Raw genomic sequence first — 24,396 nt, 5'->3', positions numbered from 1 at the left:
AGTCCGGCGCCGGCCGCCTGTTCGCGGCGGGAACCATCCGCGGGCCGTGGAGGTTGAGTGAAGTGGACTCAACTCTGGGGGGCCGGGCTTGCATCCTCGCGGTCACTGGCTTAAGTTGAGTGCAGCAGACTCAACCTGTCGTAGGAAGGCAGCAACATGGCACGCTCAGTAGGTATCGACCTCGGCACCACGAACTCGGTGGTGACCGTCCTCGAGGGTGGGGAGCCCACCGTCATCGCCAACGCGGAGGGCTCGCGGACCACCCCGTCGGTGGTCGCGTTCTCCAAGACCGGCGAGGTCCTCGTGGGTGAGGTCGCCAAGCGTCAGGCGGTCACCAACGTCGACCGCACCATCTCGTCGGTCAAGCGCCACATGGGCACCGACTGGTCCCAGGACATCGACGACAAGAAGTACACGCCGCAGGAGATCTCGGCACGCATCCTCGGCAAGCTCAAGCGCGACGCCGAGGAGTACCTCGGCGAGCCCGTCACGGAGGCCGTGATCACGGTCCCGGCGTACTTCAACGACGCCGAGCGCCAGGCCACGAAGGACGCCGGCCAGATCGCCGGCCTCGACGTCAAGCGCATCGTCAACGAGCCGACGGCGGCAGCGCTCGCCTACGGTCTCGACAAGGGCAAGGAGGACGAGCTCATCCTCGTCTTCGACCTCGGTGGCGGTACGTTCGACGTCTCCCTGCTCGAGGTGGGCAAGGACGAGGACAACTTCTCGACCATCCAGGTGCGCGCCACCTCCGGTGACAACCGCCTCGGTGGCGACGACTGGGACCAGCGCGTCGTGGAGTACCTCATCAAGCAGGTGAAGAACTCCTCCGGCGTCGACCTGTCGAAGGACAAGATCGCGCTGCAGCGGCTCCGCGAGGCGTCCGAGCAGGCCAAGAAGGAGCTCTCGTCCTCGACGAGCACCAACATCTCGATGCAGTACCTCTCGATGAGCGAGAACGGCCCCATCCACCTGGACGAGAAGCTCACGCGCGCTCAGTTCCAGCAGATGACGCAGGACCTCATCGACCGCACCAAGGCTCCGTTCCACGCGGTGATCCGCGACGCGGGCATCTCCGTCTCCGACATCGACCACGTCGTGCTCGTGGGTGGCTCCACCCGCATGCCCGCAGTGCCCGAGGTCATCAAGGAGCTCACGGGCGGCCGCGAGCCGAACAAGGGTGTGAACCCGGACGAGGTCGTCGCCGTCGGCGCGGCCCTGCAGGCCGGTGTCATCACCGGCGACCGCAAGGACGTCCTGCTGATCGACGTCACCCCGCTGTCCCTCGGTATCGAGACCAAGGGTGGCGTGATGACCAAGCTCATCGAGCGCAACACGGCCATCCCGACCAAGCGCAGCGAGGTCTTCTCCACGGCGGACGACAACCAGCCGTCCGTGGCGATCCAGGTGTTCCAGGGCGAGCGTGAGTTCACGCGCGACAACAAGCCGCTGGGTGTGTTCGAGCTCACCGGGATCGCACCGGCCCCGCGCGGCGTGCCGCAGGTCGAGGTCACGTTCGACATCGACGCGAACGGCATCGTGCACGTGTCCGCCAAGGACCGCGGCACGGGCATGGAGCAGTCGATGAAGATCACCGGCGGTTCGGCCCTCCCCAAGGAGGACATCGACCGCATGGTCAAGGACGCCGAGACCCACGCCGAGGAGGACAAGGAGCGTCGCGCGGACGCGGACACCCGCAACCAGGCCGAGACCTTCGCGTACTCCATGGACAAGCAGATTGCGGACAACCGCGACAAGCTTCCGGCCGAGGTCGTCACCGAGGTCGAGGCGGACATCGCCGCGGTCAAGTCCGCGCTCGAGGGCGAGGACTCCGAGGCGGTGAAGACCTCGTACGAGAAGCTCGGTGCGTCCTCGCAGAAGATCGGCGAGGCTCTGTACTCCGCCGAGCAGCAGCCTGCGGCGCAGGGCGCCGAGGGTGGCCCGCAGACGGCGAACGCGCAGGCGGCTCCCGACGAGGACGTCGTCGACGCCGAGATCGTGGACGACGAGGACGAGCGCAAGTGACCGAAGAGAACCCACAGGGACCCCCTGAGCCCGATGGCTCGGGGGAGCACCCCTTCCAGTTCAGGGACAAGCGCAAGGTGAACAACTCCGGCGACCAGAGCCGGCCGACCGAGCACGGTGCGTCGGACGAGGCCGCGGGCGAGCCCACCTGGTCGGACGAGGCCGCTTCGGCGGGCGAGCCCGTCGAGGCCGAGGCGCACGCCTCCGGCGACCCGCTGGAAGGGCTCGACTTCGAGCCCTCCGGTGACGCGGCCGAGACCGCGGCCGTGCTCAAGGCTCAGGCCGAGACGGCGGAGCACCTGGACGCGCTGCAGCGCGAGCGGGCCAGCTTCACGAACTACCGCAACCGGGCGCTGCGTGACCAGGAGGCCGCGCGGAACCGGGGCGTGCAGGACGTGCTGGCCGCGCTGCTGCCCGTGCTCGACGACGTCGAGCGCGCGAAGCAGCACGGCGAGCTGGGCGGAGCCATGGCGGCGATCGCGGAGAAGCTCGACCAGAGCCTGCAGAAGTTCGGCGTCGAGCGGTTCGGCAAGGTGGGGGAGGAGTTCGACCCCACGCTGCACGAGGCGCTCATGCACTCGACCGACGCTGACGCGACGGCAGCCACGGTGAACCTCGTGGTGGAGCCGGGGTACAAGATCGGCGACAAGGTGGTCCGGGCGGCACGAGTGGGCGTCGTCGGGCCGGAGTGATCGCTCGGCGGTCGAGCTCGTCGAGACCCAGGTCCCGACGAGCTCGACCACCGGTATCGACGCGGAAGGAGGTGCCATGACCGGTCAGGACTGGATGGAGAAGGACTTCTACGCCGTGCTGGGCGTACCCAAGGACGCCGACGACGCGGCCGTCAAGAAGGCCTACCGCAAGCTGGCGCGCCAGTTTCACCCCGATCAGAACCAGGGCAACGCGTCCGCGGAGACCAAGTTCAAGGAGATCGGCGAGGCCTACGCGGTGCTGTCCGACTCGGAGCAGCGCCGCCAGTACGACGCCGTGCGTGCCATGGCGGGTGGTGCCCGCTTCTCCGCGGGTCCCGGCGGTGCCGGTGCCGGTGGCTTCGAGGACATCATGGGTTCCATGTTCGGCGGCGGCCAGGGTCCGGCCGGGCGGGGCGGCCCGCGTGTCCGGTACTCGCAGGGCGGTAGCGCGGGCCCGGGCTTCGAGGACATCCTCGGCTCGATGTTCGGTGGAGGCAGGCCCGGCTACGGTTCGGCCGGCCCCACCGGGTTCACCGCGCCGACCCAGGGTGCCGACGTCGTCGCGCAGGTCACGCTGCCGTTCCGCGCGGCGGTCGAGGGCACGACAGCTGAGCTGGAGGTCAACGGTCGCACCATCACGGCCCGGGTCCCTGCAGGCATCAACGACGGCAAGAAGCTCCGCCTCCGTGGGAAGGGCAAGCCGGGTGTCGGCGGTGGCACAGCCGGCGACCTGGTGGTCACCGTGCACGTGGCGCCCCATCCGGTCTGGACGCTCGACGGGCTCGACCTGCGCATGACCGTGCCGGTCACGTTCGCCGAGGCAGCTCTCGGCACCACCCTGAAGGTGCCGACCCTCGACGGCGCGACCGTACGGCTGAAGGTGCCGGCGGGGACACCGTCGGGCAGGTTGCTCCGCGTCAAGGGGCGCGGTGTGCAGACGGCGGCCGCGAACGGCGACCTGCTCGTGAGCGTGCAGGTGGTCGTGCCGCAGAAGCTCAGCAAGAAGGCGAAGCAGGCGCTCGAGACGTTTGCCGCAGAGAGCGACGGCGAGGACGTGCGCGCCGGGCTGGCCGAGCGGGCTGCTGAATGACTGTCGGCGCGGTGGGGCATATGTCTCACCGCGCCGGGGTCGGTTAGCCTGCCCGCACGCAGGAGCAGAGCGAACGAGACGAGGGGAGGAGCGCATGGTCGACGACGACGCACCCGTGCTCACCGTCTCCAAGGCCGCCGACCTCGCGGGCATGCACCCGCAGACGCTGCGACAGTACGACCGTCTCGGCCTGGTGGTGCCACGGCGTACCCGTGGCAGAGGCCGCCGGTACTCACGCAGGGACGTGGCGCGCCTGCTGCAGGTGCAGCGGCTCGCGCAGGTCGAGGGCATCAACCTCGCGGGGATCAAGCGCATCCTCGACCTGGAGGCGCACGTCGCGGTGCTGGAGGAGCGTCTCGGGGACCTGCTGATGCGGGTCCAGGAGGAAGGTCGCGTGTTCGCCGCCGGCCCGGATGCCGGCGACGTCGTCGTGGTCCAGCGCGGCCAGCGGGTCCGCAGCGCGGCGATGCGGGTCGAGCTCGAACGTCGCGCCGTCGGCGGCGGTGCGGTGGTGCTCTGGCGGCCTGCCCCGCGCCGCGAAGGGTAAGTGCTCTAGCCGCGGACCGTAATTTTGCCAACGCAATTCTTTCGTTAATCAATAATGCAGGGGAGAAGATAGGTAAGGCATTCCTTGCTCCATTCCTGGCTCTACGGGTTCTGCATTTCCGGAATAGGATCGGCCTGTTGGAGATGTCCCAGCGCCCCACGCGAGGAGTGAGCCATGAGCACGCTGATGGAGATGCCCGAGGTCGCCGAGTGCTCGATCGACGGCTGCGGTTACAACCACGACCACGGCTGCCACGCAGGAGCCGTCACCATCGCAGGGCACCGGGGCGACGCCTCCTGTGCCACGTTCATCCCGCTGAGCACCAAGGGTGGTCTCGAGAAGGTCATCGCCCACGTCGGTGCCTGCCAGCGCGGGGAGTGCACGCACAACGACAACCTGGAGTGCAACGCCCCGTCGATCCGGGTGGGCGCTGGTCCGGACGACCCTGGCCACGCCGACTGCCTCACCTTCCAGGAGAGCTGACCGGCCCAGGAACGCTGACCGGCCCAGGACGAAGCAGAGCGCCTGCTCGACGTCGAGCAGGCGCTCTGGCTGTGCGAGCTCGGAGGGCTCAGCGGGTCGGTAGACCTCAGCGAGCCAGGTGGTCGAGCAGCAACAGCGCGTCGTCGTGCGTACCGGGCAGGCGCTCGACCCAGACCCGGGTCGGCCGGCGCACCTCCGTGATGAGGCCGAGCACCTCGGCGTTGCGCTCCACGACGCGGCGCAGCGACTGGCCCAGCTCTGCGGTCGTCGGGCCGCGCTCGCACAGCACCACGAAGGTGCCGTCGTCGACAGCGGCCATCGGGTGGCCTTCACCGAAGACCTGGTGCAGGGTGCGGCCGATCGCAGCGGAGCGCGCGAGCCGTTGCCACGTGTCGAGACTGTCCAGGCCGACATCGAGCACGAGCAGGCAGTGGGAGGCGCCCGCGGTGGTACCGCTGCGCTGCGCCGTGCCGTAGGTCTCGCGCAGCCGCTCGCCCAGGTACTCGCCCGTCGGTAGTCCGGTCGACGGGTCGTGCGTGGCTGCCTGGTACGGCATGCGCTCGCGCTCGCCGACCCAGCCGATCGCCGCGGAGCGCAGCGCGCCCACGTCGGTAGGGCGGCCGAACGCGGCGTAGAGACAGGCGACGTCGTCCAGGGCCTCGGTGATCCCGGCTCCCACGGCGGCCCGTGCTGCGCCCAGCCGTTCTGCGGGCGCGATCACGCCACGGCCCTCGGCCAGTGCCTCGGCAAGCGCTTCCGCGGCGGGGTGCTCCCAGTCGTTCGGTCGGATCCAGACCGACGCCAAGCTGGTAGCGCGCCACCGCTCACGCAGGTCATGCACACGCACCCGCGCCTCCTGCTGTGACTCGCTCATGATGAAGGAACCCTCACGAGGATCAATCATGACGCACCTTCAAGCGTGGTGTACCGCACTTCACCCGCCGGTCATCCAGGAAATGTTTTTTTCAGCCCCTAGAATCGCGGTGTGGCTCTATAGTCTTTGGCAGGACACGGCCGAGAGTCTGGGTAGACGTGAAGCAAGCCGAGAGCAGCACCGGTGAAACGCCGAGCGACGCGGAACTGATCTTGCAGGTCAGGTCAGGTGACCGCGACGCTTTTGGCATGCTCTACGAGCGGCACGCCGAGGCAGCGCGTGCGCTCGCGCGGCACTACGTATCGCCCGCGGACGCCGAGGACGTCGTCGCGGACGCCTTCAGCAAGCTGTTCGAGATGCTCCGTCGTGGCGCCGGGCCCGACACCGGGTTCCGTCCGTACCTGTACACAGTGGTGCGCCACCGGTCGTTCGACGTGTCCCGCGGCGCGGCGCGCACCCGCCCCAGCACGGACGACGAGATCGAGTCGGTGCTCGGACGTGTCGCGTCGGAGGAAGATCCGGCGCTCGCCGGCTTCGAGCGCAGCGTGGTCTCCAGGGCCTACTTCGACCTGCCCGAGCGCTGGCGCGAGGTGCTCTGGTACGTCCTGGTCGACGATCTGAAGCCGGCACAGGTGGCGCCCGTGCTGGGCCTCAGCCCCAACGGTGTCTCCGCCCTGCTCTATCGGGCCAAGGAGGCACTGCGCGCCGGATACCTGCAGCAGCACCTGACACATGCGCCGTCGGACACCTGCCGCACGGTGAACCCGCTGCTCGGCGGGTACGTGCGCGACAGCCTGTCCAAGCGGGAGACCGCGAAGATCGACGACCACCTCGCGACCTGCGGCACCTGCAGCGCCCTCGTGCTGGAGCTGCACGACGTCGCGCACGGCATGAAGACCGTCATCGCCCCGCTGGTGCTCGGCGCGGGTGGCCTCGCCCTCGTCGGGGCCGGTGCGCCGATCGGCGGCATGTTCGTCGCGGCGAAGGCCGGGGCGGGTGCGGCGGTCAGCGGCGCGCCAACGGCCACCGCGACGGTGGGCGCAGCCTCGACCAGCACGCTCTCCGGCGCCGTGTCGTCAGCTGTCTCGGCCACCGCCAGTGCCGTGTCCGCGACCGCCGGTGCTGTCGCCTCGGCCGCTGCGGCCGCCGCGGGCGGCAGCGTCGCGGCCGGCGCGCTGGCCGTCGCCGCCGTCACCATGGTCGCGGCGCTGCAGATCGGCGCACCGGCCGACGCGGAGCCGGTGCTCGCGGACCAGACGACCACGACGACGGACGGTCGCGAGCTGCCGGGCGCCGAGGGCATCAACGGGAACCCTGTCCTGCCGACCGACATCGAGCCCGGCGAGAGCACGAGCATCTCGTACCTCGCCGTCGAGTACACGGACGCGTCGAAGCCGCTGGTCCCGCGGCAGCCCCAGAAGCTGGCGCTCACCATCAGCAACACCGGCGAGACCGCGACAACCGGTACGCAGCTGCAGATCACGCTTCCCAGCGGGCTCACCGTGACCCGGCCGGACGGGCCGTTCGGCACGGGGGTCGGCAGCCGGCTGGCGGGCTCGGTGGAGCCGACCGCGGACACGGACGCCGCTGCCACCGGGACCGGTGACAGCTCGGGCACCGACAGCGCGAGCGCGTCCGGGTCCGCCGCCGACGGCAGCACCGAGGCCGGCGCAGCGTCCGACGGCGACCTGAAGGCCACGCCGGGCTCGTCGCCCAGCACGCCTGCCACCGTGGGTCAGATCCCTGAGGACGGCCCGGCCGCCTGCACACCGACGGAGCAGGCGAACGTGCTGCTCTGCTCGCTCGGCGAGGTCGCTCCGGGGCAGGACCACCACGTCGAGGTGCCCGTGCAGGCCAGCTCGGGTGGCGACTACCCCGTCGGAGCCGAGGTCTGGGCCGACGGTATAGAGCACCGCGCGATCGACCTGCAGGGCCGCACGGTGGCGCCGTTCGGTCCCGAGCTCACCGCGGCGAGCGCTGACGTCTCGCTCGCGAGCCCCGGCATCGCCGCGCTCCCGGTCCGGGTCTCCAGCACGGGCGACCGTGCGGTGCCCGTCGGCTGGGCGGTCGAGGTGACGCTGCCCGACGGCGTCAGCCCGACCAAGGCGCAGCCCGAGCTGACGTGCACGTCCGGGGCACCGCCGAACGGGTGGCTCTGCGCGCCGCTCGCCGGGACGGCCACGGCGCTGGAGCCAGGCGTCACCCTGGGGACCACGCTGAACATCACGACGGCGGCTGCCGCGTCGTCGGCGGAGCCCACGACGCTTGGCGCTGTGAACCTCCGTCCGGTCGTCCCCCAGGGCAACGCGCGCTCCGTCTCGGCCACGCTGGCCGTGACGTCCGCCTGGGCGAACGCCGGTAAGGGCGTCGGTGACGTCGTCGCGTCCTGCGTCACCGAAGGCGGAGCCAGCACCGCCAACGCAGTCGTGACCGGCACATACACCAACACGACGGAGCGCACGGTGCGCGTCGCGCTCAAGGCCGCCGGCAGCAGCGCTTCCTCGGGCAGGGACGTGGCCCCTGGTGCGGCCACCCAGCTCACCGTGCCCGACGGTATGCGGGTACCGGCGGGCCAGGCGGCCTTCGTGCTCGCCACGATGGTGGACGGGAAGACGTACACGACGCCGGTGCCAGCGGGTGACCACAACGGGGCGGACTGCTACTCGCCGTCGTGGTCCACCGAGACGAGTGCGGAGACCTATAACTGGGGCGGCACCGTGGCGGTCAAGGGCACGGTGACCAACAGGTCGGATGAGTCGCTGACCGCTGTCATGGTCGTCCCCGTGGGTGACACCACCATGGAGTCCCCGGGCCTTCCGGTGGCACCGGGTAGCACCCTGAGCCTCTCTGTGAACACGGACCGGATGCACCTGGCCGAGGGCGACGTCACCTTCCGTCTCTCGCGGGACGGGTTGGACACCGACGGTGACCAGCCAGCCGGCCCGGTCGTGCCAACGACCAACCCGACGGCACACCATGGCGGGGCGACGATCGCGCCGGCGGTCGGCGATGCGCCGGTGACCGCAGGAGTCTGCGAGTTCGACGTCGAGCAGGACCACTCGGTGCGGACGTTCGCCTTCACCGCCGACAACACCGGCTCAACCCTGCCCGTCCGGTTCCACGTGGGCGACGTGACCAGGACCGTGCCCGCCGGAGAGATCACGTCCATCGAGTTCCCGGTCGTCTGGGGTACCGAGACCGCCACCCTGATGGCGGCGAACGAGCCGCTGGCGACGATGCCCGTCTCGTTCGAGTCCTGCGCCGAGCTCACCTGGCCCGAGGCGGTGTCGGTCAGCGCCGCGGCACAGTGCACAGACCAGCGCGTGCATCTCACGGCGACGGTGAGCAACGGGACCGATCGCGACTGGATGGGCGTGCTGCTCCGCGAGAGCAGCAGTGAGATCGGGTCCCCGCAGAAGGTTGTCGCGGGACAGGCCACGACGCTCGAGCTCACGCGCGAGACCGCGATCAGCCGCGAGGGCAACGTCACCGTGCGGCTCACCCGTCAGCTGGAAGGCCGCGAACATACGGTGGAGCGCCAGTTCGTCGTCCCGGGCAAGGCGTGCTTCGGCAACGTGTGCGAGCCGACGCCGGCCGCGACCACTGCCGCCTCCGTCGCCACCGACGCACGGCCGCCGCGGTGGCCGTGGTTCGAGGTGTGCAGCGACCCGACCGCCGGCGAGTCGTGACGCTTCCGGACGCTTCCAGTTCAGGCGATACCCGCTCAGGCGATACCCATAGCGCCTGAGCCCGCGGCTCCGCTCCGGCTCAGACGATGCCGTACAGGCGGTCGCCCGCGTCGCCGAGACCGGGCACGATGTAGGCCTTCTCGTTGAGGCGCTCGTCCACCGCTGCGACGACGACGGACAGGTTCAGGCGGTCGCCCACGTGCTCCTCGAGCGCCTTGATGCCCTCGGGGGCGGCGAGCAGGCAGACCGCCGTCACCTCCCGGGCGCCCCGCTCCAGGACGTAGTCGATCGCCGCGACCAGCGTGCCACCGGTGGCGAGCATCGGGTCGATGAGGAAGACGTGTCGCCCCGTCAGGTCGTCGGGCAGCCGGTTGGCGTACGTGACGGCCTTGAAGGTCTCCTCGTCACGAACCAGGCCGAGGAACCCGACCTCCGCCGTCGGGAGCAGCCGGCTCATGCCGTCGAGCATGCCGAGGCCGGCGCGGAGGATCGGCACGACGAGCGGCGGCGGGGACGCGAGGCGGGTGCCCGTCATGGTGGTGACCGGCGTCCTGACCTCGTGCGGCTCGGTAGCGATGTCGCGGGTGGCCTCGTAGGCCAGGAGCGTGACGAGCTCGTCGACCAGGAGGCGGAAGGTGGGCGAGTCAGTGGTCTCGTCCCGCAGGACGGTCAGCTTGTGGGCGACCAGGGGGTGATCGACGACGTGGAGGCGCATGGGCCCAACGCTACCGGGCGGTGGCCCGTCGAGGCCGCGCGAGGCGTCGGAACGTTGCCAGGCCCACACCGTCGTCCCTCACCGGGTTGTCGGAAGCGTGGGTCACTAGGGTGACCTGTGTGTCTGACTGGTCAGCGGGACTGAGCGCCCTGAGCGTCGCCGAGCGCCGAGCGCAGTGGGAGAGCTGGATGGGTGCGGCCCTCGACGAGGCCCGCCGTGCCCTCGACACCGGCGACGTACCGGTCGGCGCGCTGGTGCTCGACGAGTCGGGCCGGGTGATCGGCGTCGGGCACAACGAACGGGAGGCGACGGGGGACCCGACAGCCCACGCCGAGGTGCTCGCGATGCGGGCCGCCGCGGCGTCCCGCGGGGAGTGGCGTCTGGCCGGCTGCACCCTCGTGGTGACCCTTGAGCCGTGCCCGATGTGCGCGGGCGCGCTGGTGCAGGCGCGCGTCCAGCGGCTCGTCCTCGGTGCCTGGGACCCGAAGGCGGGCGCCACCGGATCCGTCTGGGACCTGGTGCGGGACCAGCGCGCGCTCCACGAGGTCGAGGTGCTCGGCGGCCTGCGCGAAGCCGAGTGCGGGGCGCTGCTCCGGGAGTTCTTCGGGGCCCGGCGCGGCTGAGCCGAGCCCGTCAGACCTGCGGCAGCGCGGAGTGCAGCTGGTCGAGCAGCGTGCGCAGGCGAAGCAGGTACAGCCGCTCGTTCGCCAGGCTGGACAGGCTCGACCCGGCGTCCTCGTTGTCCTGGTACTTGACGAGCATGAGCTCGAACTCCGTGAGGTCGCGGCGCCAGTTGTACCCCTGCACCTGCTCCCGCCAGCGGTGCAGCTGCCCGACGAGAGGGCTGTCGGGGGTCCTGCTGAGCACGCCGGAGGCGAGCGCGGCATCGACGGCGGACAGGGCGAGCCGGGGGCTCACCGAGAGCGCGCGCCGGCCGCCGGTCCGCAGCCCGGCGAGGCGCCGTTCGACGATGGCACGGTTCTGCTGCAGCTCGAAGACCACGGAGGCGACCACCTCGGAGCGACGTTCGGTCTCGGCGTTCTGCCGCTCCACGATGAGCCCGGTGACGCCGGCGAGCAGGGTCAGGGAGTTGACCCACGGCTCCCACTCGGGGCCGACGCCGAGTATCCACAGGATGCCCAGCACGAAGGCGATGCCGAGCAGGGCATAGGTGATCGCGGCGACGACGACGCGCCGTCGGCGGGCCCAGCGACGGCTCGACCAGGCGACCCTGACCTGTCGCCGCAGCAGCCGCAGCGGGCGCAGCTGTGCCCGCACTACTTCCACACGTCGAACGTCGGCAGCTCGACGGGTGCGCTCTCGTCGTGGGCCAGGAGGCGTAGCTCCAGGCCGAACGGGTTGTGGCGCTGGGTGTGCCGATACCGCTCGCGCTGCACGTGCGTGGTGCGCAGGCCGGCGCCGGCGACGACCTGGTCGATGCGCTCCGTCGTGTACTTGCGGGTCGTGTACAGCCGGATGGTGTCCTGGGGCTTGAGGCGGATGGGGCGGCTGCCCGGGATGAGCATCCGGATGGCCTCGGCGCCGACGTTCTGCCAGAACACCTTCAGCAGGATGCTCTCGTCCTCGACCGAGCCGGCGAACCTGATCTGCTCGAGGTCGATCTTGAGGTCGGTGTTGTAGCGGACGGCGCTCGCGACGAACTCGACGAACCCACGGGTCTGGCGGTACTCGGCCTCGGCGTCGTGCACGGCGCTCGGGGCCAGGCTCTCCGTGGTCGCGAACTCCACGAGCATCCGGTCCTGGGGACGCAGCACCCCGGCTATGCCGTTCAGGAACTCCTTGTCGTCGTCGAAGTTGGCGACGGTGTTGCCGACGAGCGAGTAGAGGATCGGCTCGTCGCCGACGAGGCGGTCGAGGAACAGCTTGAGCTCCTCGAGGTTGCCGTCCAGCGAGAGGTCGATCTGCAGACCGAGGGAGCGGTCCAGGGGGAAGTGCGCGTCCCGGACCGCCGTGCGCGAGCCGGTGCGGAGCATCTCGGCGCTCATGTCGACGGGGATGTAGAGCATCGACGGGTTGGCGCGCCGCATCGTCTCCAGGAACATCCCGTCCTTGGCGCCGGTGCCGACGCCGAGACTGACCAGGTGCACGCACTCGTCCGTGACGAGCGGCGAGATGGTGCGCCACTGCCTGCGGAACATCTCCGTGCCGACCTTGATCACCATGTAGGTCGGGTCGTTCGAGGCGTTGAACCACGCGATGGTGGGACCGATCCCCCAGTAGGCGTATCCCGAAGGGACGCGTTTGCCGTCGCCGGTGGTCGAGTGACCGTCGTCGAGGTACTGGGCCAGGGTGGCCAGCTTGTCGGACTGGTCCTCGCCGACCAGGGTCACGGACCACGCGAAGTCGTCGCCGGCCAGGGTGCTGTCGATCCTTGATATCGCTGAGTCGCCCACGCGCTCCCCTTGTGCGTCGTTGCAAAGAGATCCCAGGCTAGCGGGCTGCCGCCCGGTGCGAAATGGAACACACAGCGAGGCCGGCGGACCTTCGGCGGCATACCCTCGTAAACGTGTTCCCTCAAGCCCGACCCACCACGTGGAACCCTGAACCCGTCGACGTCGCCCGCACCACGGTGGACGACGCCGTCGAGGTGCTCACCGGTCTGCGGTTCACGGCGCTCACGGGCGCCGGGGTCTCGACCGACTCCGGCATCCCCGACTACCGCGGGCCCGACTCCCCGCCGCGCAGCCCGATGACCTATCAGCAGTTCGTGGGGGACGAGGAGTTCCGCCGCCACTACTGGGCCCGCAACCACGTGGGCTGGCAGCACGTGAACCGGTCCGTGCCGAACGCGGGGCACCGGGCGCTCGTCCGGCTCGAGGAGCGCGACGTCCTCGCCGGGATCATCACGCAGAACGTGGACCTGCTGCACGAGGACGCGGGCTCCCGCAACGTCATCGACCTGCACGGACGCTACGACCGTGTGATCTGCCTGTCCTGCAGCCGGGTCATCTCGCGCACGCACCTCGCCGAGCGGCTCGACGCCCTCAACCCCGGCTTTCTGGAGTCCGTCGGCGACGTCGCGGACATCGAGATCGCGCCCGACGCCGACGCCGTCATCGAGTCGACCGCCCACTTCCGGCCAGCGCCCTGCGAGTTCTGCGGTGGAGTCCTCAAGCCGGAGATCGTGTACTTCGGCGAGAACGTGCCGCGCGAGCGGGTGGAGCGGGCGTTCGGGCTGGTGGACTCGGCGGACGCGTTGCTCGTCGCTGGTTCGTCACTGACCGTGATGAGCGGCCTGCGGTTCGTGCGGCACGCCGCCGAGGCGAGCAAGCCCGTGGTGATCGTGAACCGCGGGATCACCCGTGGCGACAAGTACGCGACGGTAAAGATCGAGCAAGGCACGAGCGACGTCCTCGACCAGCTGGACCTCCGCCTCTAGATGGTCGTGGGCGTGCTCGTTGCGCCTGGAACGGGCTGGAAGTCGCAACGATCACGCCCACGACCAACGTCAGTGGGCGGCGAGGTCCGTGATGCCGGCGTGGCCGGTGGGGGACAGGGTGAGGACGCGTCCGCCCGGGTGCAGCCGCACGTCCTCGCGGTACAGTTCGGCGAGCTGGTCGGCGGCCTCGTCGTCCCCGGCGTCGGCGGCGACGAGCAGGTAGGCGAGCTCGTCGGCGACGGCGTCGAACTCGGCGTCCGAGACGTCGTCGCCCGGCACGCCGGCCTCCTGGACCCAGGTCGCAGCCCGCCCGTCGCCGGCCTCACGGACACGCCGCGTGCTCAGCTCCGGTCCCCACAGGTCCCAGAGCAGCAGCTCGTCGCGGTGCCGGTGCGCCACCTCGTACAGGACGTAGCAGCGGACGAAGTCCTTGCCGCTCAGGTCCGGCAGACCCGGGTCCACGCCGAACGCCGCGGGGTCGGCCGTCCCCGCGCGGATCGCGAGCCACGCCTCGGCCGCCGTGAGGAACGGCGACTCAGGTCCCGTGGGCATGTCGTGGACGTCGAAGTCGAAGTCCTCCTGGCGGAGCTCCGGGTCGAACCGTACCCAGCGTCCGCCGTCCCAGCGTTCACCCACCACGTGGTCGCTGTTCCAGCCTGCCGCGAAGTACGTGGCGAACCCGATCCGGGACCGCGCGGGGATGCCGTGCGTCCGCAGCACACCGAGCGAGATCAGGGTGTGGTCGCGGCAGCAGCCGGCGACCTGTTGCGAGAACGTCCGCGGCCCGTCGAGCGCGGCCCGCGCCTCGGCGGCGTCCAGGATCGACGTCAGCCAGCGCCGGTCCGGATCAGCCTTCTGCGCTTCGGTGAGCGTCGGGCCGTCGGCCCGGTAGTGCACGACGGCGGAGCAGGCGAACCGGTGCAGCTCTTCCGGTTCGGTGCTCAGCTCGCTGAAGAATCCTGCGTGAGTTCCGGGGTTCGAGTACGGACTGTGGTCCGAGTAGTCGAAGAGCGTGGGCGCGGGCATCGGTGTCCTCCCTCGGCGGTGTCGGAAGGCTACCCCGCAAGGTGGGACATCTGACAGTCCGAATCCCGCTCCGACGGGCGGTCCGGGTGCGCAGGCGACACTGCTCGCGACTACCCCTTGACGTGCCAATTCACCCGCCCCACACTGTTCTACAACCTTGTAGAAGCCGGAGCGACGATGGTCCGGTCCGGAATGTGAGCGCTCACAACTGGGCCCCGTCGCTGTCGGCACGTTCCGGACGGAGGCAACGATGCACCAGTTCCGAGCACGATCCAGCAGCAGCGCCCGACCCCGACAGGCGGCCGTCGCGCTGCTCGTCGCCGCAGGGCTCGCGATCAGTCCCGCGGCGTCGGGCAGCCCGGTCGTGGCAGACGGCTCGGCCGGCGCGCCGGCGTCGGTCACGGCGGCGGCCGCCCAGGCGGACTACCCCAACCCTGGCGTCGTCACCGGCAGCACGGGTGTGCACGACCCGGAGGTCGCCAAGTCACCCGCCGGCAACTATCTGCTCGCCCACACGGGCAACGGGATCACCCTGAAGACGTCCACGGACCGTACCCGGTGGAACGACGCCGGGGCCGCGTTCCCGAACGGTGTCCCCTGGGCGCACCCGTACACGAACGGCAGCAACCACGTCTGGGCGCCGGACATCACCTACGTGGGCGGCCGCTACTACCTGTACTACTCGGCCTCGACGTTCGGCTCGAACCGTTCGGCGATCTTCCTCGCCACGAGCACCACAGGCGCCCAGGGCTCGTGGACCAACCAGGGCCTCGTCATCGAGTCGAGGACGTCGGACGGCTGGAACGCCATCGACCCGAACCTGGTCATCGACCAGTCCGGCCGGTGGCACCTGAGCTTCGGCTCGTTCTGGTCGGGCATCAAGATGATCAGCATCGACTCCTCGACGGGCAAGCGGTCCGGGACCCAGCTCACCAGCATCGCGAGCAGGGGTGGCGGTGCCGTCGAGGCGCCGACCATCCACTACAGAGGCGGCTACTACTACCTGTTCGTCTCGTTCGACACCTGCTGCCAGGGTGCCAACAGCACGTACCGCCTGATGGTGGGCCGTTCGACGTCGGTCACCGGTCCTTACGTCGACCGCGCAGGGACCGCCATGAACTCGGGCGGTGGCACGGAGATCCTCGCGAGCCACGGGAGCATCAACGGCCCTGGCCATCAGGCGGTGTTCGCCGACAACGACGCCGACGCACTCTTCTACCACTACTACACGGACGGCGGGGCGTCCCGACTGGGCATCAACCTGCTGGCCTACGACGGCGCAGGCTGGCCATACGTCTACTGACGGACAGGCTCGATCGTTGAGTGCTGGGTACTTGTCGGGTTCGGACCGTCAGGCCCGACAAGTATCCAGCACTCAGCTCGCCTGGTCAGGGGCGGGTGCCCGGTCCGTGCCTTCCGGGGCCCCGCCCGCCATCGCTGTCGACCGTGCCGTCGCCCCCTGCGTCGACCGTGACCTCACCGCCGGTGATCGCCAGCGAGAAGTCGCCCGCGGTATCGCCCGGCATGCCACCGCCGCTCTGCGGCGGCTCGCCCTGCGGCACGGTGCCCGACGCCGGAGCCTTGCCCTCCGCGGGCGCACCGGTGTGGCCGTGCCGGCCGCGTCCTGCTCGGTCGTCGCCTCCGCCGCGGCGTCGTCGGCCGTCAAGAGGCGCCCTGTGGTGCGGCTGGGGCAAGCCTGGCGCCGGCTGGGAAAATCCTGGGGACGGGTCCGCGGACATGTCACGCAGCAGCGGCCTGGTGGCAAATTGTTCAACAACCTAGATACTTCTGTCGGACGGCGCTAATCTGGATGTGCAGCGAGACCTGCCCGCCCACGCCGGAGGATGACCGACATGGCCGAACCGACAGTGCAGCAGCAGCCCGTGGAGCACCGGCTCGGCCTGCTGGTCCGAGCGGTTCCGCGGCTCCGGCGCAAGGCACGGGCGGGGGCAGGCGTGCGCGAGCCCGGCCTGCCTCCCGTACCGGCCCGGCAGGGGGTTCAATCCCTGCACCTGGACCTCGTGGTCGTGGACGACGACGGCGCTGCGGCCGTCCTCGAGCGCATCCTCGACGCCCTCCGGCCCGGCGACCGGGTCTACGTCGTGGGCCCGCCGGCACCCGCGGAGCCGCGGGTGGACGACCGGCCGTTCACCATCTGGGCCTGAGCGTGCCGGGGCTCGGCCGGCTGGTGGAGCGGCACGTCACCGTCGCGCGCGCCACTGTCGCCATAGTCACCTACGTGCTGCTGGCCGCGGCGTTCGTGCTCGGTGTCCTGTGGTTCGTGCTGCCAGGAGAGCCACGCTGGGAGCCGGCGGTGAACTCGCTGACGCTGGTGGCGGGCCTGACCGGGCTCATCGTGGAGCGGCTGAGCAGCGAGGCGGAACGACACGCTCAGGTGCTCGCGGCCATCCGGCGTGAGCTGGAGCGGAACCAAGCAGTCCTCGCGGACAACGAGTTCGCGCGGACCACGGACGATCGCCCGCGAGCCGTCTTCGCGCGGCTCGCGGTCTCCGCCGTCGACGCCGCGCTCGTGTCGGGTGCGCTCGACCGGCGTCGGGACACCACCCTCGTGACGGGCCTGCACCGCTGGCGTGACACCGTCCAGGGGTTCAACCGGCGGCTGGACCTCACCGAGAACATGAGCGTGCTGGAGCGGCAGTCATCGGGGGAGCGAGAGGTCTGGGACGCGGCGATGCGCTTGCGCGGCGGATACGTCGCGACCACGAGGGTGCAGCTGGACGAGCTGCTGGCGGTGCTGCCGGTGCGGTGAACGGCGTCAGGCGGGATCACCAGGTGTGCGCCGCGAGTACGCGGCGGCGACCGTCCGCTCCGACTGGACCAGGTACTCGTCGAGCTCCGCGGCGGCGGCCGCGCTGTCCCCGGCAAGGGTCATCTCCAGGATGCGCGCGTTGCGCGCCACGTAAGGGGCGTGCAGGTACTCCGGGTTCGCCAGGAGGCCGAACGCGAGGCGCAGCTCCGCCGAGACGGTGGCATAGAGCCGGTCCAGGTGCTCGCTGTCGCAGAGCGCGACGATCCCGCGGTGGAACTCCATGTTGGCCGTTCCGGCCGTGCGCCAGTCCTTCTCGTCGCGGGCCTGTTCCGCGCTCTCGACGGCCTTGCGCATGATGTCCGTGGCCGGGTGACCGGGCAGCGCGCCCCGCAGGGCCTGCCCCTCGATCATGCGGCGCACGCGGTAGATGTCGAGGATCGACGCCAGCGTCGGGACGGCCACCATGACGCCGGCATGCGGGCGCCGGACGAGCAGGTTCTCGTGGGTCAGCACCCGGAACGACTCACGGAGCGTATTGCGGGAGACCGCGAGGGTCTCAGATACAGCCTTCTCCGAGAGTCGCTCGCCCGGCCGGGCCTTGCCCGTGATGATCCACGAGCGGATCGAGGCCGCCGTGCGCTCGACGAGATCGCCCACCTTGGCGTCCGAAGGGTCCTCCGCAGCGTCTGCCGCAGTGTCGGGAAGAGGTTCTGCGTCAGCGGTCGTCGCCATGGGGCCACTCTACGGTCGGGTCAGGGTCGCCGGATGATGTGACGCGGCCGGAGGATCTGGCGGGTCTGGTCGTCGGACAGCCGTCGGACAGGGAGGCGCTCGCGGCCGTGCGACCGGGGTCCGGCGGCCGATTCGTGGAACCGGGCTCTGACCGGGTATCCTGCTACGGCCCGCTGCTGTTGTGTGGTGGGCGAAGGTAGCGTGTCCGAGCGGCCTAAGGAGCACGCCTCGAAAGCGTGTGTGGGTGAAAGTCCACCGTGGGTTCAAATCCCACCGCTACCGCGTTGTGATGTCGCAGGACATGACAATGGCCCGAACCCACGGATTGTGGGTTCGGGCCATTGTCATGTGTGGGGTCTGGTACCGCGTGGCTGGTAGTCGCGGGCGAGGTCGATGGTGAGGTCGCAGAGGATCACTGCGGGACGCGATCCACTTCGGCGAGTTCCGCGCCGGCGACAAGTTGCCATCCGAGCGAGTGCTCGCCCCGACCTATCACGGCGCCCGGAACACAGTGCGGGCTGCCATCCAGGAACTCATCCAAGAAGGGCTTGTCCGGTCCGAGCACGGCCGGGGGTTACTTCATCCGCGAGCGTCCCTGCTGGATGCGCTTTGGCCGGCTGCGTTACACGACCCCGATGCGAGCGGTCACCAGACACGGCCCGTTCGGCGCCGAGGCCCGGGCGCAGGCAAGACTCCGCGGGTCGAGGTCCGCAGCGCAGAACGAGTCCCTGCCGACGTCGACGTCGCGGAACGGCTCGGCATCGAACCCGGGACCGACGTCGTACGCCGCGAGAACTGGTACTTCGCCGACGAGGTACCCATGCAGGTCGGCATCACGTTCATCCCGTGGTCCATCGCCAAGGGCACGGCCCTTGCGAAGGCCGAAAACCTCGGCAAGCGCCGTCTCTACGGCCGACTCGAAGACCTCGGCTACACCATCGCCAACGTCCGCGAAGAGATCACCGCGCAGCCGGCCACGCGGGAAGAGGCCGAAGGCCTCGACCTACCGCCGGGCGTGCCCATGATCGATCTGTGGCACACCGGCATGACCGCCGAGAAGCAGCCGTTCGAAGTCACGAACTTCTACATGCGCGCCGACTACTCAGCACTCGACTACGACATGCCCGTGGACTACTGATGACCCTCACGATCCGCCGCCGCCGGGGCGAAGACCTGACCGACCTCGCCGCCGTGCTGGTCCGCGTGCACGCCCAGGACGGTTGTCGAAGGCGTGACCGACCCCGAAGGCTGGCTACGCCACCCCAACGAGCTTGAGAGCCGGACGGCCGTTGAAGACGACCAGCCCGTCGGGCAGATCATCCTCACACGTGCCACACCCGAGGATGACGCGGCTTGAGCGTGGCAGGAGCACAGCGGCGGCGACACCGGCCTCTTGGCTGTTCCCGTCCGGCTGTTCGTGGACCCCGACCACCGGGGCAGCGGGGCCGGCCGGCTCTTGATGGAAGCCGCGGTGGACTTCGCGCAGGGCCAAGGTCTTGCGATTGCGTTCGACGTCATGCTCAAGGACCGGGCCGCGATCCGGCTCTACGAACGCCTCGGAGCCGTGCAGATCGCCACCTTCACCCACCAATACGGCGATGGCCTCACCGAACCCGCCGCCGTCTACGCAGTGCCTTCCTGAGGGGCGTCCGCGCCGTCTCCCCAGTGCTCCATGCGGCGAGTCGCGACAACCGCCAGACCGCGCGCTACTTCTCGGCGAAGGGGCATATCGCCGTTCTCAAGGTCGTCCTCAGGCTGAGTGGCGTCCATGATCTCTATTGCCTCACGGCGAACTCGGTTCGTGCCGTCGCGCTGCGTTCGAGTTGTAGTTCGCACCCGCAGCCGACCGTTTGTTCTTCGATCGCACCCCCGGACATCTCCCAGCCCGAGTTGCTCGCTACAGCTCTTTCCGGCCGAGTTCTGTCTCAACGGCGACGTGCCAAATCGGGTGATTCAGATGTGAGCGAAAGTGGCGTCGTATTCGTTGGCCATCCGGACGATCATGCCGTCGTAGTGGAAGTTGGAACCTGGCTGCGGTGCGGGAGATCCAGTTACGATCTTCACGGGCGTCTTGAAGTCGTTAATCATGTCCAGCACAGTGATGCCGATGGCGTCGAACCCGTCCCCGGACTTGCCCACACGGCGAGGCAGTTGTGAAACCTTGTCGATGATCTCCAGCGTGTCCTTAGGCTGGTTGTGCTTCGTGATCTCCGTAGGGAGTCCGTGCTTGAGCAGAGGACTGTTGATCACCGAAGAATAGAACTCTGGCGAGTGGTTGACCTGCACATAGCCGATCGCGAGTGCCTGGCTAGACGCACCGTGAATTGCGGAGTGCGAAGAGTTGAGCTCATCGTAGAGGCGGGGCTTGGCTTTGACGTGAGCGGTCATTGCAGCTTTCGCTTCCAGCGACACGAGCACGGCACCGACAGGCGCGATGGAAATGTCCGGCAATTGCTGGAGAAGTGCGTCTTCCGCGGCCGAGAGTGGGATTCCGAGCGACGTGACCAGACCACGGAACGTACCCTTTGTTCCGCTACGCGACTGGTCTGGCCGCGCGATGACAAGATCGAGGTCCTTCTCGCGGTTGTGCTTGAAATCGCGCATTGGGTGGTTCACGCCGAGAACAATCTTCCCGGCGGTAGCGTGCTGTTGCATCAGCCCTGACTGCGCGAGCATGTCGAAAGCGATTCCCCAGCAGCCCACCTTGGAGTGACGGTCAGAGCGCGAATTGTACTGCCAGTGCTGCCCGTACTTGTCTTCCTTCGGCGATGGGATGGACAGGAAGCGGGCGAGGATCTCGGGTCCGAACACGCAGGCCACCGTACCGGTTCCGACCCCCGTCGCCTGGGAGATCAGCTCGCAATCACCCGGGGGATCTCACCGCGCATCATGTCGACATACGCGGCAACGTCGTCCCGGAAGCCGGGGTGCCGACCAAGATTCCCCTGCTGGAGTCGACTCCAGAAGCCGGCAGCCCCGCGAAGCGACACAGGCTCTGCCTGCTCGACGTCGACCACTTCCAGCAGATGCGAGTACGGTTCCAGCTCGGGGTACTCCGACAGGCCGAGCATCGTGTGGACCTTGCCATTCTCGCCCCAGGCAGCAGTTGGCCAAGATCCGCCTTGGTGCATCCACAGCGTGTCGTCCGCGACGATGTCACCCGGTGACGCCAGACGGCGCGCGACCCACTCCGAGACATTCGCCGTAACGGCATTACCGACAAGCTTCCACCGGGGGCCGTTCCGCTTCGATGTACCGAAGTCCACGTCGGTCCACCCGCGATCAAATCCCTGCATCGCTTCCGCATCCTCGACCCGCGGCTTGATGAGTCGCCGGTCCATCGGAGCGTCGGGAACCCAGATTGCCGGAGGTGAGGGGATGCCCACCGTGGAGCCGCCCTTCAAGGTCGGAACGGCGTCCTGCGCCCAGCCAAGACCTCGTCTGCCCTCGGTCCAGAAGAAGCCGAACGCATCTTGCTTGTAATCGACGTCGTCTCGAGGGCCGGCGTCGTCGGCGAACAGAACCGTGCGCGGATCGATGTCTCGGGACGCAAGCAAGATCACTCGTCGTCGACGCTGCGGTACTCCTGTGAATCGCGAGTCCACGACGCGGTAAGCCCAGCGGTAGCCGAGTGCCTCAAGTTCGCGGACGAGATACGTCATCGCGCGTCCCTTGTTCAGCGCGAGCATGTTGGGAACGTTCTCGATGAGAAGCGTCGGTAGGTGGCTACGGCCCTTCGTGTGATCGAGCACCGCGAACAGATGCTTGACCAGGCCGCTCGCTTCACCATCGATGCCAGCTGTCCTGCCCGCCTGGGACAGGTCAGTGCAGGGGAATCCAGCTGTGACGAGAGTCGTTTCGCTCGGAAGGTCTGTGAGTTCACGCACATCCGGATGCAGATCTACGCCCGGGAACCGCGCGGAGAGAACTCGCTTCGCGGGGTCCCACCACTCGCACAGCATCGTCATCTCGACGTCGTCGCCGAGCGCACGATGAAAGCCTTGCTCGATCCCACCTATGCCAGCAAAGAGCGCTGCAATCTTGTGTGTTGGGTTGCTCACGGGTCCTCCGCTCATGTTGCCGGGCTGGCACTGACGGTAGCCGAGTTCGAGCAAAAACTCGAGTCGGACACACGTTCGCAGCCAGCCTACGGACCAGCACTGACAGCCACTCAATCGCCAACCTGCGCGGCGGAGACTCGGGCTGCACAACTCGACCTTCCTGCTCCGTGTATGCCGGATGAGGAAGCGTGCCTGCGCGATGGCGGCCGTTGCCGAATTGGCCTCTATGAGATCAAGGGCGCGGCTCGCGCCGCGCCGCGCGGGGGCCCGCGACAGGGCCCCCGCGCTTCCGGTCGCTTCGCTCCCTGCGCGCACCCCGTCGCACCCCGCGCTACTCCTCCGCAACCTTCGGCTCGGCCACCGGTGGCTGCGCCGTGCGCGATCTTCTATAAAGTTCGTCGAGACGAGCCTCCGCGACGTTGAAGTCGCCGGATAATTTGTCCCTGTCTTGGTCCTGCCAACGCTTGTGTAACGCAGCAAGGCTCTCCTGATCGCCCTTCAAATCTGCACGCATCACATGGCTTGTGTGCTGCCATGCTCGGAGAGCGTCCTTTGCAGTGCGAACACGCTTTTCATGAGGCCAATCGTCGGGCGACACGAACTGAATCAGAGCTACGAGTAGCAATGCGTGGGACGCCTCCACTGCCGAGGTGACACGGTGATCGCCGAGTAGGGACACTTCCCAGCGAAGTGACTCGACCTCTTCCCGGAAGGGCTGGTCATAGCGTCTTAGCCGGCTCGGGACGGGCTCGTCGGGGTACTCCACCATGTGCTGAAGCGTGGAGATGCTTGGGTAGAGGAGGTTGAGATATCGACGATAGGCGTCAAGTTTCGATTGTTCGAAGCGCGCCGTCTGAGTGAGGCGCACGTCTTCCGCCCTTTGGGTCTTCTCCCACTCCAACCGTCGGCGGTCACGGCGAGCACTGAAGAATTCCGCGACCGCCTGGGCCAAGATCGCGCCGCCCGCACCGAGCGCGGCTGACGTCAGAGAGAGCATCGCCTCAGGTGACATGTGAAGGATCCTATTCAATCCCGCTTCGCGCGTATGCAGCCTTTCGTGGTTCGCGGACGGTCACGGCGGCCGGCGCCCGTAGCCGGCTGCGTCGAGCACCCGCCTAACAACCGCCCGCCCGATGCCGCGAGCTAGACCATCCGACGTCGGACACCAGCCCGGGGGAGCGGTGAGCGAGTCGTCTCACCATTGGAACGACGCTCGGCTCTCGGAGGATCTTCATCGACGAGGCACCGCATCAAGGTCGCTCCGCGTCACTGCGTGATGGCGCAAGCGCCAGCCTTGACCCGGCACCACGCCGACGAAGAACGTGGCAAGGAGCCGAACGACGCCCCACCCCGAACGCGCCAGGATGTCTCCGTTTTCGCTCCGGTTTGCGGTCCGCATCGGTGCCAACGCATCCAATCCGGTCGGGGTGCGATCGCGGTATCTGTACAGGTCAGCCGGGTTGTGTGGTTCCACGTGCAACGTCGTACAAGTGCCCTCTCCAACCCCACCGCTACCGCGTTCCGGACCGAACGAAACGGCCCCCGACCAGCATCTTTGCCGGTCGGGGGCCGTCGTCGTTCCCCCAGATCCATCACTTTCCCATGACATTCGGCTCGGGAGAGTCGCTGTCCGGTTGGTTGACCAGCAGGTCCAGGACCACCCGAACGTCGGGCGCGATGTGCGTCCGCTTGACGTAGTGCCGCAACGTCGTCGCCTCCGTCAAGGCGCGCCGTCGGCGCGCTGGGCCGTCCGGCCCGATCCGCTAACCTCCCGCTATGGCAGACAGAAGCGCGAGGCCGTGAGGGCGAGCTAATGACAGACATGGCGCGGATCCAGTGAAGTTCAGGTTCCCTACCGAGAGCCCGGCGGAGATCGCCGCCTACTACAGGCGACTGCAACCGCAAGGCATGTTCGTCATCGCAGTCGCCTCGGTCTGGCTCTTCGCCGCCTCCGGCATGCCGTGGTCGTGGATCGTGGTCTTCACTGGACTCTCCGCGTTTCCAGGTATCCCGGCCTTCAGCATCTGGATCACCGAGCGACGCTGGGCACGCCGTCTAGCTGCCCTTGGGACCAACCTGCAACCCCGCCTACTCACACTGAGCCTCGCCGGGGGAGCAGTGCTCGTGCTACAGGGAATCATCGGTGCAACGCTGGGCACCTGGCCAGCAACTGCCCTCGCACCCTTGGCCTACGTCCTCGAGTTCCTCATCGCTCGGGAACGTATCGGCTCACCGAAGGCCGACACCGACAAGGTGTAGCGCCGAGCCTCCGGCGGGCACCGCGGGAATCAA

The 24,396-nt window shown here is 68.8% G+C and carries 24 protein-coding genes and 1 tRNA gene; 15 read left to right on the top strand and 10 right to left on the bottom strand.

Annotated elements, in window-relative coordinates; all coding sequences use genetic code 11:
* The first annotated feature begins 156 nt into the window (after window positions 1-156).
* The 5 genes from dnaK (at window position 157) to APR04_RS13035 (ending at window position 4,837) form a co-directional block, all read left to right on the top strand.
* Window positions 157-2,025 (top strand): molecular chaperone DnaK, encoded by a 1,869-nt coding sequence (dnaK, locus tag APR04_RS13055; RefSeq protein ID WP_253870902.1) that lies wholly within the window; start codon window positions 157-159, stop codon window positions 2,023-2,025.
* Entirely contained in the window at window positions 2,022-2,717 is a 696-nt protein-coding gene (grpE, locus tag APR04_RS13050; RefSeq protein WP_253870900.1) for a nucleotide exchange factor GrpE, read from the top strand. Before dnaK ends, grpE begins: the two co-directional genes overlap by 4 nt.
* Window positions 2,718-2,793: 76 nt before the next feature.
* Window positions 2,794-3,807 (top strand): DnaJ C-terminal domain-containing protein, encoded by a 1,014-nt coding sequence (locus APR04_RS13045; RefSeq protein WP_253870897.1) that lies wholly within the window; start codon window positions 2,794-2,796, stop codon window positions 3,805-3,807.
* 94 nt (window positions 3,808-3,901) lie between these two features.
* Window positions 3,902-4,354 (top strand): heat shock protein transcriptional repressor HspR, encoded by a 453-nt coding sequence (locus tag APR04_RS13040; protein ID WP_253870895.1) that lies wholly within the window; start codon window positions 3,902-3,904, stop codon window positions 4,352-4,354.
* A 174-nt stretch (window positions 4,355-4,528) separates the two neighbouring features.
* Window positions 4,529-4,837, top strand: a complete 309-nt coding sequence (locus APR04_RS13035; RefSeq protein WP_253870893.1) for a DUF1540 domain-containing protein — start codon at window positions 4,529-4,531, stop codon at window positions 4,835-4,837.
* A gap of 106 nt (window positions 4,838-4,943) precedes the next feature.
* On the opposite strand, the gene APR04_RS13030 is transcribed toward APR04_RS13035, so the two are convergent.
* Entirely contained in the window at window positions 4,944-5,711 is a 768-nt protein-coding gene (locus APR04_RS13030) for a nucleotidyl cyclase domain-containing protein (protein ID WP_253870891.1), read from the bottom strand.
* Between the two features lie 248 nt (window positions 5,712-5,959).
* On the opposite strand from APR04_RS13030, the gene APR04_RS13025 reads away from it, so the two are divergent.
* On the top strand, window positions 5,960-9,400 hold the full coding sequence (locus APR04_RS13025; RefSeq protein WP_253870889.1) for a sigma-70 family RNA polymerase sigma factor: 3,441 nt from the start codon (window positions 5,960-5,962) through the stop codon (window positions 9,398-9,400).
* Between the two features lie 79 nt (window positions 9,401-9,479).
* Here APR04_RS13025 and upp read toward each other — a convergent pair whose 3' ends face one another.
* Window positions 9,480-10,115: a uracil phosphoribosyltransferase gene (upp, locus tag APR04_RS13020; RefSeq protein ID WP_253870887.1), complete on the bottom strand. Its 636-nt coding sequence runs from the start codon at window positions 10,113-10,115 to the stop codon at window positions 9,480-9,482.
* 140 nt (window positions 10,116-10,255) lie between these two features.
* On the opposite strand from upp, the gene APR04_RS13015 reads away from it, so the two are divergent.
* On the top strand, window positions 10,256-10,738 hold the full coding sequence (locus APR04_RS13015) for a nucleoside deaminase (protein WP_372496107.1): 483 nt from the start codon (window positions 10,256-10,258) through the stop codon (window positions 10,736-10,738).
* Window positions 10,739-10,748: 10 nt separating this feature from the next.
* Here the strand turns inward: APR04_RS13015 and APR04_RS13010 are convergent, their stop codons facing one another.
* Together APR04_RS13010 and APR04_RS13005 are read right to left on the bottom strand one after the other, a co-directional pair.
* Window positions 10,749-11,402, bottom strand: coding sequence for a hypothetical protein (locus APR04_RS13010; protein WP_253870885.1), 654 nt, complete (start codon window positions 11,400-11,402; stop codon window positions 10,749-10,751).
* Window positions 11,393-12,529: an L-histidine N(alpha)-methyltransferase gene (locus APR04_RS13005; RefSeq protein ID WP_253870883.1), complete on the bottom strand. Its 1,137-nt coding sequence runs from the start codon at window positions 12,527-12,529 to the stop codon at window positions 11,393-11,395. The genes APR04_RS13010 and APR04_RS13005 overlap by 10 nt, the downstream gene beginning before the upstream one ends.
* 62 nt (window positions 12,530-12,591) lie before the next feature.
* Here APR04_RS13005 and APR04_RS13000 point away from each other — a divergent pair, with 62 nt between their 5' ends.
* Window positions 12,592-13,515, top strand: a complete 924-nt coding sequence (locus APR04_RS13000; RefSeq protein WP_372496103.1) for a Sir2 family NAD-dependent protein deacetylase — start codon at window positions 12,592-12,594, stop codon at window positions 13,513-13,515.
* Between the two features lie 69 nt (window positions 13,516-13,584).
* Here APR04_RS13000 and APR04_RS12995 read toward each other — a convergent pair whose 3' ends face one another.
* The gene (locus APR04_RS12995) at window positions 13,585-14,541 is read right to left on the bottom strand and encodes a transglutaminase-like domain-containing protein (RefSeq protein ID WP_253870881.1); all 957 of its coding nucleotides are present in this window, start codon (window positions 14,539-14,541) and stop codon (window positions 13,585-13,587) included.
* A gap of 250 nt (window positions 14,542-14,791) precedes the next feature.
* Here APR04_RS12995 and APR04_RS12990 point away from each other — a divergent pair, with 250 nt between their 5' ends.
* Complete coding sequence (locus APR04_RS12990; RefSeq protein WP_253870879.1) at window positions 14,792-15,844, top strand: arabinan endo-1,5-alpha-L-arabinosidase; 1,053 nt, start codon at window positions 14,792-14,794, stop codon at window positions 15,842-15,844.
* 85 nt (window positions 15,845-15,929) lie between these two features.
* Here the strand turns inward: APR04_RS12990 and APR04_RS12985 are convergent, their stop codons facing one another.
* Window positions 15,930-16,235: a hypothetical protein gene (locus APR04_RS12985; RefSeq protein ID WP_253870877.1), complete on the bottom strand. Its 306-nt coding sequence runs from the start codon at window positions 16,233-16,235 to the stop codon at window positions 15,930-15,932.
* Between the two features lie 159 nt (window positions 16,236-16,394).
* Here APR04_RS12985 and APR04_RS12980 point away from each other — a divergent pair, with 159 nt between their 5' ends.
* Window positions 16,395-16,706 (top strand): hypothetical protein, encoded by a 312-nt coding sequence (locus tag APR04_RS12980; protein WP_253870875.1) that lies wholly within the window; start codon window positions 16,395-16,397, stop codon window positions 16,704-16,706.
* A 2-nt stretch (window positions 16,707-16,708) separates the two neighbouring features.
* A complete protein-coding gene (locus tag APR04_RS12975; RefSeq protein ID WP_253870873.1) occupies window positions 16,709-17,311 on the top strand; it encodes a hypothetical protein in 603 nt (200 codons plus the stop codon).
* Between the two features lie 6 nt (window positions 17,312-17,317).
* Here APR04_RS12975 and APR04_RS12970 read toward each other — a convergent pair whose 3' ends face one another.
* A complete protein-coding gene (locus APR04_RS12970; RefSeq protein ID WP_253870871.1) occupies window positions 17,318-18,043 on the bottom strand; it encodes a GntR family transcriptional regulator in 726 nt (241 codons plus the stop codon).
* A gap of 195 nt (window positions 18,044-18,238) precedes the next feature.
* On the opposite strand from APR04_RS12970, the gene APR04_RS12965 reads away from it, so the two are divergent.
* The 3 genes from APR04_RS12965 to APR04_RS12955 all read left to right on the top strand — a co-directional run bounded on the left by APR04_RS12965 (window position 18,239) and on the right by APR04_RS12955 (window position 19,685).
* A tRNA-Ser gene (locus APR04_RS12965) sits at window positions 18,239-18,325 on the top strand.
* A gap of 133 nt (window positions 18,326-18,458) precedes the next feature.
* Window positions 18,459-19,181, top strand: coding sequence for a GntR family transcriptional regulator (locus APR04_RS12960; protein WP_301312463.1), 723 nt, complete (start codon window positions 18,459-18,461; stop codon window positions 19,179-19,181).
* A 255-nt stretch (window positions 19,182-19,436) separates the two neighbouring features.
* Window positions 19,437-19,685 (top strand): GNAT family N-acetyltransferase, encoded by a 249-nt coding sequence (locus APR04_RS12955; protein ID WP_253870867.1) that lies wholly within the window; start codon window positions 19,437-19,439, stop codon window positions 19,683-19,685.
* 311 nt (window positions 19,686-19,996) lie between these two features.
* On the opposite strand, the gene APR04_RS12950 is transcribed toward APR04_RS12955, so the two are convergent.
* From APR04_RS12950 to APR04_RS12940, 3 genes are all read right to left on the bottom strand, one after another.
* Window positions 19,997-20,854: a hypothetical protein gene (locus tag APR04_RS12950; protein ID WP_253870865.1), complete on the bottom strand. Its 858-nt coding sequence runs from the start codon at window positions 20,852-20,854 to the stop codon at window positions 19,997-19,999.
* Between the two features lie 41 nt (window positions 20,855-20,895).
* Complete coding sequence (locus APR04_RS12945; RefSeq protein ID WP_253870863.1) at window positions 20,896-22,104, bottom strand: DNA cytosine methyltransferase; 1,209 nt, start codon at window positions 22,102-22,104, stop codon at window positions 20,896-20,898.
* A gap of 331 nt (window positions 22,105-22,435) precedes the next feature.
* On the bottom strand, window positions 22,436-23,116 hold the full coding sequence (locus APR04_RS12940) for a hypothetical protein (protein ID WP_253870861.1): 681 nt from the start codon (window positions 23,114-23,116) through the stop codon (window positions 22,436-22,438).
* An 896-nt stretch (window positions 23,117-24,012) separates the two neighbouring features.
* On the opposite strand from APR04_RS12940, the gene APR04_RS12935 reads away from it, so the two are divergent.
* The gene (locus APR04_RS12935) at window positions 24,013-24,363 is read left to right on the top strand and encodes a hypothetical protein (RefSeq protein WP_253870859.1); all 351 of its coding nucleotides are present in this window, start codon (window positions 24,013-24,015) and stop codon (window positions 24,361-24,363) included.
* Window positions 24,364-24,396: the final 33 nt, after the last annotated feature.

Source organism: Promicromonospora umidemergens, from assembly GCF_024171995.1.
GTDB lineage: Bacteria > Actinomycetota > Actinomycetes > Actinomycetales > Cellulomonadaceae > Promicromonospora > Promicromonospora umidemergens.
The sequence above is the reverse complement of the archived record's forward strand: the minus strand, read 5'-3'. Positions and strand labels throughout refer to the sequence as shown.